Annotated in this window: 5 protein-coding genes; 4 read left to right on the forward strand and 1 reads right to left on the reverse strand. The window is 59.5% G+C overall.

What is annotated here, in order from left to right; translation table 11 throughout:
• Positions 1 to 181: 181 nt before the first annotated feature.
• The 4 genes from IRZ24_RS02720 (at position 182) to IRZ24_RS02735 (ending at position 6,934) form a co-directional block, all read left to right on the forward strand.
• The gene (locus IRZ24_RS02720; RefSeq protein ID WP_297160297.1) at positions 182 to 538 is read left to right on the forward strand and encodes a rhodanese-like domain-containing protein; all 357 of its coding nucleotides are present in this window, start codon (positions 182 to 184) and stop codon (positions 536 to 538) included.
• Positions 539 to 827: 289 nt separating this feature from the next.
• The gene (locus IRZ24_RS02725; protein WP_297160299.1) at positions 828 to 2,267 is read left to right on the forward strand and encodes an MBL fold metallo-hydrolase; all 1,440 of its coding nucleotides are present in this window, start codon (positions 828 to 830) and stop codon (positions 2,265 to 2,267) included.
• Positions 2,268 to 2,524: 257 nt separating this feature from the next.
• Entirely contained in the window at positions 2,525 to 3,232 is a 708-nt protein-coding gene (locus IRZ24_RS02730; protein WP_297160301.1) for a thioredoxin family protein, read from the forward strand.
• Between the two features lie 966 nt (positions 3,233 to 4,198).
• Positions 4,199 to 6,934 carry a valine--tRNA ligase gene (locus tag IRZ24_RS02735; RefSeq protein ID WP_297160303.1) on the forward strand — a complete coding sequence of 912 codons (2,736 nt, stop codon included), beginning with the start codon at positions 4,199 to 4,201 and terminating at the stop codon, positions 6,932 to 6,934.
• Positions 6,935 to 7,145: 211 nt separating this feature from the next.
• Here IRZ24_RS02735 and IRZ24_RS02740 read toward each other — a convergent pair whose 3' ends face one another.
• A complete protein-coding gene (locus IRZ24_RS02740) occupies positions 7,146 to 8,372 on the reverse strand; it encodes a YCF48-related protein (protein ID WP_297160305.1) in 1,227 nt (408 codons plus the stop codon).
• Positions 8,373 to 8,553: the final 181 nt, after the last annotated feature.

Genomic DNA, 8,553 nt, shown 5'->3' on the forward strand with positions numbered 1-8,553 from the left:
ATACTCCCCTTTCTCACTGCGAGTGATGACTATGGGCTGTAGGTTGTTACCCTTGCCCTTGACTTCATGACTATATAGTAATATAATTAAAGAGGAAAGTCAAGGAGGCAGCAGCCTGCTAGCCAGCGAGGCTGCCCAGGCCACAATGCAAATGTACGATCAGCGAAAGGGAGCAAGGCTGATGTTTGAAAGCTTTCTCAGACGTTCAGAAGCCGGAGAGCAGACGATCCCGACGATCGATGTGCGAGAAGCTTGGGAGCGGCTCTCCAGTGAAGAGAGTCAGGCGATACTGATCGATGTGCGTGAGCCGTGGGAATATCGCAGCGGTCATGCGCCACGCGCGCTCAACATTCCCCTTGGGCAGTTAAGCAGCCGCGCGAGAGAAGTGCCACGCGATCGTGAGGTCCTGCTGATCTGCCTCAGCGGACACCGCAGCGCTCAGGCAGCTAGGCAGCTACAACATCTGGGCTTCTCACGCGTAGTCAATGTCAAAGGTGGTATGGCCCATTGGCGACTGCACAGGCTGCCGGTTGAATAGCGCAACCGGTCATCAGAGATCAGGAGCACCGGTTCGCCACCCCTATGCCCATCGCCCTGTGCTACCAGCGCAGGGAGGAGCAGGATGGCCCAGTTCCCTCCAGGGGCAGATGTCGAACTAGTGGCGTTCCTTCTTTGTTCGGCAAAGTTGTCATATCGACATAACGTATCAAGATGATATACTGATAGAGGAGACCAGCCGCTCTGGTAGCAGAGAGAGCGGCCCGGCTTCGGGCGAGTGCCACCCCTCCCGAGGCTGGCAGCAGGCGGGTGGCAGCGAGGTGAGAGCCATGCAAATCGAGCAATTCTACATCGAAGGTCTGGGGCATCAATCCTACTTTGTCAGTGATGGGCGCAGTGGACAGGCAGCGGTAGTCGACCCGCGCCGTGACGTCGACGTTTACCTCGAGGCTGCCGCGCAAGCTCAGGCACGTATTACTCACATTCTAGAGACTCACATTCACAATGACTATGTGACTGGCGGGCGCGAGCTGGCAGCCCGTACCGGGGCGACCATCGTCGCTAGCGCCGATGCTCACCTGCGCTATCCACATCAGCCGGTGCGTGACGGCGAGCGTTTCCGTGTGGGAGAGCTGACTTTTCAAGCGCTGGCGACGCCAGGCCACACGCCCGAGCATACGAGCTACCTGGTCTATGAGCCGGGGAGCGACCAGCCCTATGCCCTCTTCAGCGGTGGCAGCATGCTCGTTGGCAGCGCCGGCCGCACCGATCTGCTGGGTCCCGAGTTGACGCTGACCCTCACACGCCAGCAATACCATTCGCTCATGCGTCTCTTGCAGACCTTGCCCGATAGCGTGCTGGTGTACCCGACCCACGGCGCTGGTTCCTTCTGTGTAGCGAGCGCCGTTGGTGCTAAGCGCAGTACTACCATTGGTCAAGAGCGCCTGGCCAATCCCGTCGTGCGGGCGCGCGACGAGGCCGACTTTGTGCGTCACCAACTCGCCAGCTATACTGCCTATCCGCACTATTATCGCTATATGCATGATATTAACCAGCAAGGACCGCGCATCCTGGGTCAGCTCCCGGAGCTGCCGCCACGTTCTCCGCAGGAGGTGCAGCGCTGGTTGCAGCAGGGCCTGCCGCTGATCGACGGACGTCCGCGCGGCGAGTTCGCCCGCGAGTATATCCCCGGCTCGCTGAACATCGAGCTAGATAGCTCCTTTGCGACTTACGTCGGATGGCTGCTGCCTTTCAATACACCGCTGCTGCTGCTGATTGAGGACGAAGAGGGTCGGCGCGAAGCAGTGGTTCAACTGATCCGCATCGGTTATGAGCAGGCTCAGGGCTATCTGGCGGGCGGCATTGCCGCCTGGAAGGCAGCGGCGCTGCCTACGGGTAGCTTTGAACGCATCAACATTGATACCCTCTATCGGCGCTGGAAGGATCAACCTTCGCTGACCGTGCTGGATGTGCGCCGTGATGACGAGTGGCGACAGGGCCATATTCCGGGCGCCCTCCATGTGCATATCGGCGATTTACCGCAGCACTTGGAGAGTTTGCCGCGCCATACACCTTTGGCAGTCATCTGCCATAGCGGCCATCGCGCCTCGATCGCTGCCAGCATGCTTGCGGCTACGGGGCGTGAGGTTGTGGCAGTTGATGGTGGTGTGCCCGATTGGGAGGCGCGTGGTCTGCCACTGGTGAGCGAGCAGGCTGAGGAACCTGCCTTGACAACTGCAGAGGATCTGGCGACGCATGCTCATCCGTGAGGCCCAGGGCTACGCTCAGCAAGGCGCCCATCTGTTGCTGGCGTTGCTGGCACCTTGCTCGCGCGTTGGTTAACCTTTGACCTGGTGGTCACTATCGCTGAGCCTGCAACGTGCCTCGGTACGCGGTAGAATGTGGCGGGTCCTTCGTTTGGCTCCCTTGTGGAGACAGGGCCCGCCCTTAGGAGGACCGCTCTGCAGCTTGTTAGTAGAGGAGAAGTGGAACACGAAGCTGTAAAACAGAAAACGAAGGTGAGACTATGGCTTTGATTGGAGCCAGCGATCGCGAAAAGATCCGCGAGCTATTCAAGGATCTGGATGGGGAGGTGACGATCACCTACTTCACACAGCGTGAGTCGCCGCTGCTGATTCCTGGACACGAATGCCAATTCTGTAAGGAGACGCGTGAGCTTCTGGAGGAGGTGGCTAGCCTCTCGGATAAGATCCATTTGCAGATCAAGGATTTTTATCGCGATGAGGTCCAGGCCAAGCAGCTTCAGATTGAGCGTATTCCGGCTTTCATTCTGGAGGGCAAGGCTAGGGGACGCCTGCGCTTTTTCGGTATTCCGGCAGGCTACGAGTTTAGTACCTTGATCGAGGATATTCGCGCGCTCTCGCGGGGCGATCTGTCACTTAGCCCGCAGACGTTGCAACAATTGCAGACGCTGCAGCAGAACCTCCATATTCAGGTGTTTGTGACACCAACGTGCCCTTACTGCCCACGTATGGCCTTGCTGGCTCATCAGCTAGCTATGGCCAGCGAACGTGTGACGGCGGATGTCGTTGAGATTTCGGAATTTGTCGACCTGGCGCAGCGCTATCGCGTTCAGGGGGTACCTAAGACAGTCATCAATGATCGCCTTGAGGTGCTGGGAGCAGTGCCAGAGGCCCGCCTTATGCAGCAGATCGCCCAGGCCTTCGCTCCCCAGGCGACTCAAACTTCCCAGGCTTCTCAGTCGCAGCCGTGAGGCTGGCTCTGGAGCGCTTCTTTACAAGCCAGGTCGCTCGCTTAGCCAGCGTTCGCTTTCTCCTGCACCGGCGGCATTAGCCTCCCTGCCCGATGCAGCTGACTGCCCAGATGCCTGGTTCCTCTCCCCCTGCTTGACATTTGCTACGCGATCCGCTACACTAAAAGTAATCCGAACAGAGGCGCACGTGATGCGCCATTATAGCGATGCAGACGCTGAACAGGAGGAGTAGGCGCTCTGGCCCCGACAGAGAGGGAAGATCACCGGCTGCAAGTCTTCCCCGGATGGCGAGCGCTGAAGGTCGCCTGGGAGTCTGAAAGAGACAGTTTCGCGCTTGGCCACCGAGAGCGAGGCCTTTACCTCGCTGGTGATCTGGTCAGCCTGGGCTGGCCAGTACGCGGGCAGAAGCCCTGTGAGGGTGGCTGTCGGAGGCGCGAGCTGTTGCGGTGTGCCCGTTAGCGCACTAATGAGGGTCAACCGTCCTCCAAGATGGGGAAGAATGGGCCGAAGCTGTTCTTTGATCGTGCGGAGCGCTAGCTAGCTCTGTCTGGCAGTCGACGCAGGCAGGATGAGAGCAGGACGGTTGGCTGAAGCAAGGTGGTACCACGAGTATGAACCCTTCTCGTCCTTGACGGCGGGAAGGGTTTTCTGTTAAAACCGTTATCCGCCTGGCTCTCAGCTTGGGGGGAGTCTGTTGACTCAGCTCTGGTCGGCAGGTAGGAAGACAGGAAGGCCCAAGCTGGAAGATGGCCAGCCAGGCAGCACCACGTTTGCAGTAGTGCATGCCTGACCTGACCGGACCTGCTCCGGCTCAGTCCAGCTTGCCCCCGGTTCAGGCTTGTTCGTTCTACACTTTCGTCCGGTCTTATCGCCATCATCGTTGTCAGCGTTCATCACTGAGGTCTGCAGGAGCAGCGCCAGTCAGGCGGTGACAGAGCAGTCCACCCACTACCGCAGGGAGGGAACATGATTGAGCAGGATAAGATAGCCAGCAGTGAGGAAAAGAAGCAATTGTTAGCGGCGCTACCCAAGGCCTATGATCCGCAGGCGGTTGAAGGAAAATGGTATCGCTTCTGGGAGGAAGGGGGCTACTTCAAGCCGCGCCCGAATCCGCAGCGGCCTCCCTTTGTGATTAGCATGCCGCCCCCGAACGTGACCGGTGCGCTGCATCTAGGCCATGCCATCACGGCTACTATCGAGGATATTCTGATTCGCTATCATCGCATGCGCGGCGATGAAACACTCTGGGTGCCGGGGGAAGACCATGCCGGCATTGCAACCCAGGCCGTGGTGGAGCGTGAGCTAGCCAAGGAGGGTACTGATCGTCATCGCCTGGGCCGTGCTGCCTTTCTCGAACGGGTCTGGCAGTGGGTCAGCCATTACAAGAAGCGCATTCAGGATCAGCATCGCCGCCTTGGTGCCTCCTGTGATTGGTCGCGCGAACGCTTTACCCTGGATGAGGGCCTCTCACGCGCCGTGCGCGAGGTGTTTGTGCGTCTCTACGAGGAGGGCCTGATCTACCGTGGCGAGCGCATCATTAACTGGTGCCCGCGCTGCATGAGCGCCATCTCTGATCTGGAAGTGGAGCATGAGGATACGCCTGGCAAGCTGACCTATGTGCGTTATCCGCTCAAGCCGGAGGCTGGCCGCAGCGCCGAGGCAACTGAATATATCAGTGTGGCTACGACGCGCCCGGAGACGATTCTGGGCGATACGGCGGTGGCGGTCAACCCGCGTGACGAGCGCTATCGTTCCCTGGTGGGACGCACGGCCATTCTGCCGGTTATTGGTCGGGAGATTCCGATCATTGCTGATGAGGCCGTGGAGATGGGCTTTGGTACGGGCGCAGTCAAGGTGACGCCTTTCCATGATCCAACTGACTTTGAAATCGGCCAGCGCCACGGCCTGCCGCGCGTGCAGGTGATTGGCTTCGATGGCAAGATGACCCCGGAGGCCGGCCCCTACGCCGGTCTGGATCGCTTTGAGGCTCGCAAGAAGCTGGTCGAGCAGCTTCAGCAGGAGGGCCTCATCGTCAAGATCGAGGATTATACGGTCCCCCTGGGTCACTGCCAGCGTTGCAACACCGTCATTGAGCCGTTGGTCTCGAAACAGTGGTTCGTGCGCATGAAGCCGCTGGCAACGCCCGCCCTCAATGCGGTCAAGTACGGCCAGATCCGCATCGTGCCCGAGCGCTTCACAAAAATCTACTGCGATTGGCTGGAGAATATCCACGATTGGACCATCTCGCGTCAACTTTGGTGGGGCCACCGTATCCCCGTCTGGTACTGTGACGATTGCGGTGAGATGATCGTCAGTCGCGAGGATGTGACGCGCTGTCCTCATTGCGAGAGCGAGCGTCTGCATCAGGATGAGGACGTGCTTGATACCTGGTTCTCATCCTGGCTGTGGCCTTTCAGTACGCTCGGTTGGCCCGACGATACGCCGGATCTGCGCCGCTACTATCCGACCTCGGTGATGGAGACAGGCTACGACATCATCTTCTTCTGGGTGGCACGCATGGTGATGGCCGGTATCCATTTCATGGGAACCATTCCGTTCCACACCATCTATCTCCACGGCCTGGTGCGTGACGCCAAGGGCGAGAAGATGAGCAAGTCGAAAAACAATGTTGTCGATCCCATCGAGGTTATGGATCAGTACGGCACCGATGCCCTGCGCTTCACGCTGGCGACCAGCAGTACGCCGGGCAATGATATGAAGCTGGTCCCTGAGCGCATCGTCGGCAATCGCAATTTTGCGAACAAGATCTGGAACGCTTCGCGCTTTGTGCTGACGGCCACTGCCGAGATCGGGGGCGGCGTGCCCCCCCTGGCGGCTTTGCGCCCTCGCACGTTGGCCGACCGCTGGATTGTGAGCCGCATCTCCCAGCTGATTGCCGAGGTGACGCAGCTCCTGGAGGAGTTCCAGCTTGGGGAAGCTGGTCGTCGCATTCATGAGTTCTTCTGGACCGAATACTGCGATTGGTATGTGGAGATCGCTAAGGTGCAGCTCCAGGGGGAGGCCGCGGTCCGTGCAACAACGGCGGCTATTCTCCGCTCGGTGCTCGATGCCTCGCTGCGCCTTCTCCATCCCTTCATGCCATTCGTGACAGAAGAAGTCTGGCAGCACCTCTATCGCTTTAGTGAGCCAGAGGTGGAGCGCTGGCCTGCACCAGCTCTGATTGTGGCACCCTGGCCGCAGCCAGTGCCAACGGCCAGAGATGCGGAGGCCGAGGAGGATTTCGCCCTCCTGCAGGAGCTGATCACGCGCATCCGCGACGCGCGCAATCAGCTTGGTGTGGAGCCGGCGCGCCGCATCCAGGTCCTGCTGGCCGCTGGTCCAAAACTGGCTTTGCTCAGCGAGCAGGCTCCTTTGATTGAGTTTCTAGCGCGCACCGAGGCACCACGCTTCTACGAGCGTCTAGAGCCGAAGCCGCAGGGTGCAATGGGCTTGCTGGCCGGACCGGTGGAGATCTATCTGCCGCTGGCCGGGATGTTCGATGTGGAGAAGGAACTGGCACGCCTCGATAAGGAGATCTCTCGCACGGAGCAGGAGATCGCTCGTTTTCAGGCGCGCCTGGCGAACGAGGAGTTTGTGAAGCGTGCCAAGCCCGAGGTGGTGGCGCGCGAGCGCGAGCGCCTCAGCGAGCAAGAGGAGCGGTTAACTAAGCTGCGTGAGCGGCGCGCGGCTCTCAGCAGCTAAGCGCAAAACCCTTCTTCGGAGGACAGAGCAGAGTAGCTTTCCCATGTTCCTCCTTTTTCGCGCGCACAGGCAGGGAGCGGCTCATCGCAGTAGGCGATGGGCCGCTCCTTTTTCCAGACACGCCACCGACGAGGAGGGTATTTCTCTTACTTACTTGCTTGTTCGCTGGCTCGCCCGCCCGATCTGGCTGCCTGGCCGACCGCTGTCAGCTCTAACTGAGCTGCTGCCAGCTGCGACCACCGTCGCTGGTCTTGAGAATATGGGTCTTCGCTGGTGGCGCCAGACACAAGGCCCAGCCACGAGTGGCAGTCAGAAAATCTAGTTGGATGACGTCGCTAAAGGGGCCAGTGGGTAACTGTTGGCTCCAATGCTGTCCCCCATCGCGTGTCACATAGAGCGTCGTGCGATCGGTAGCATAGCCTATGCTGGCCGATACAAAGGACCAGGCAATCACGGAAGCCGGGAGAGCTGCTCCGTAGCGCCAGGTCTGGCCACCATCGTGGGTGATATAAAAATAGAGGCTTGCCTTGCCAGCCGTATAGAGATTGACAGGCAGGAGGCCATCACGACTAGAGAAGAAGCGCGGCGGCAAGGTAGCAATCTGGGCCTTCTCGCTGCCAGTGGGTAGCGGTAGAGACTGAAATTGCCAGCTCTGGCCACCGTCATGAGTCACATAGAGCCAGGCCTGATTAAGGCCTGGTTCGCTGCCAGTGGCCCAGCCCGTTGTTGTATCGATAAAAGCCAGGCCGGATTTACTGCCAGTGTAGGGCAAAGTTCTTTGGCCCTGTGCCGTGCGAGCCTGCGCCGCAGAGACCTGCATGATGCGCTGCCAATGGCCGCCACCATCGCTGGTACGCCAGATAGCTACAGCCTCGGCATTGGTAGCCATGCCAAGATTGACCAACAACCAGCCGTGGAGAGCATCGACAAAGATCAATTGCACGACGCCGATGCTGGGCGCAGGGATATTTGTTCGCTGCCAGCTCTGCCCCCCATCGCTCGTATGGTAAATGGGGGTCGTCCGGGCATTCTGGAAGATCAGCGCCACCCAGGCAGTCTGGGCATCGAGATAGGCTGTTACAATGCGCTCGACGGGTCCCTGCGAGGCTGAGCCGGTTTCGGGCTGGGGTGTGACATCGCGCCAGTGAGCGCCGCCATCGGTAGTACGCAAGACAGAGCGCTGTGTCGAGGCCCAGCCATGTTGCTCATCATACATCCAGAGGGCCTGCATCTGCTGCGCCGCTGCACTGAGAGCAGGTGAGGTCGGAGATGGCGGAGGCGCATTTCCCAGCGGGCCGCAGCCGCTGCCAAGTACCAGGAGGAACAAGGCAGCGAGCGCCAGCCACTGCAGAGAAAGCCGGCCCCTCTGCAGGAGGTGCTGGTGAGCATAACCATATACTGCTGTCGCTTGCCGACCAACGGGCGGTAGGTCCATCATGGCCTATTGACTGCTCTAACAAGGTATTGCTTGCCCCCATTGTCGCTTGAACGAGATTGAGTGTCGGACCCCCATGACCACCCCAACAGATCAACCCCAGATGAGGCCGCCACTGCCAGTGGTAAGTACCTGGGGGCCATCTTCGGTGAGGGCAATAGTATGCTCAAAATGGGCACTGAGC

The organism is Thermogemmatispora sp. (genome assembly GCF_019683755.1).
In the GTDB taxonomy this organism is placed as follows: domain Bacteria; phylum Chloroflexota; class Ktedonobacteria; order Ktedonobacterales; family Ktedonobacteraceae; genus Thermogemmatispora.

Coding starts and splice junctions, on each gene's coding strand:
- IRZ24_RS02730 (WP_297160301.1), top strand. CDS start 2,525: ATGGCTTTGATTGGAGCCAGCGATCGCGAAAAGATCCGCGAGCTATTC.
- IRZ24_RS02720 (WP_297160297.1), top strand. CDS start 182: ATGTTTGAAAGCTTTCTCAGACGTTCAGAAGCCGGAGAGCAGACGATC.
- IRZ24_RS02740 (WP_297160305.1), bottom strand. CDS start 8,372: ATGATGGACCTACCGCCCGTTGGTCGGCAAGCGACAGCAGTATATGGT.
- IRZ24_RS02725 (WP_297160299.1), top strand. CDS start 828: ATGCAAATCGAGCAATTCTACATCGAAGGTCTGGGGCATCAATCCTAC.
- IRZ24_RS02735 (WP_297160303.1), top strand. CDS start 4,199: ATGATTGAGCAGGATAAGATAGCCAGCAGTGAGGAAAAGAAGCAATTG.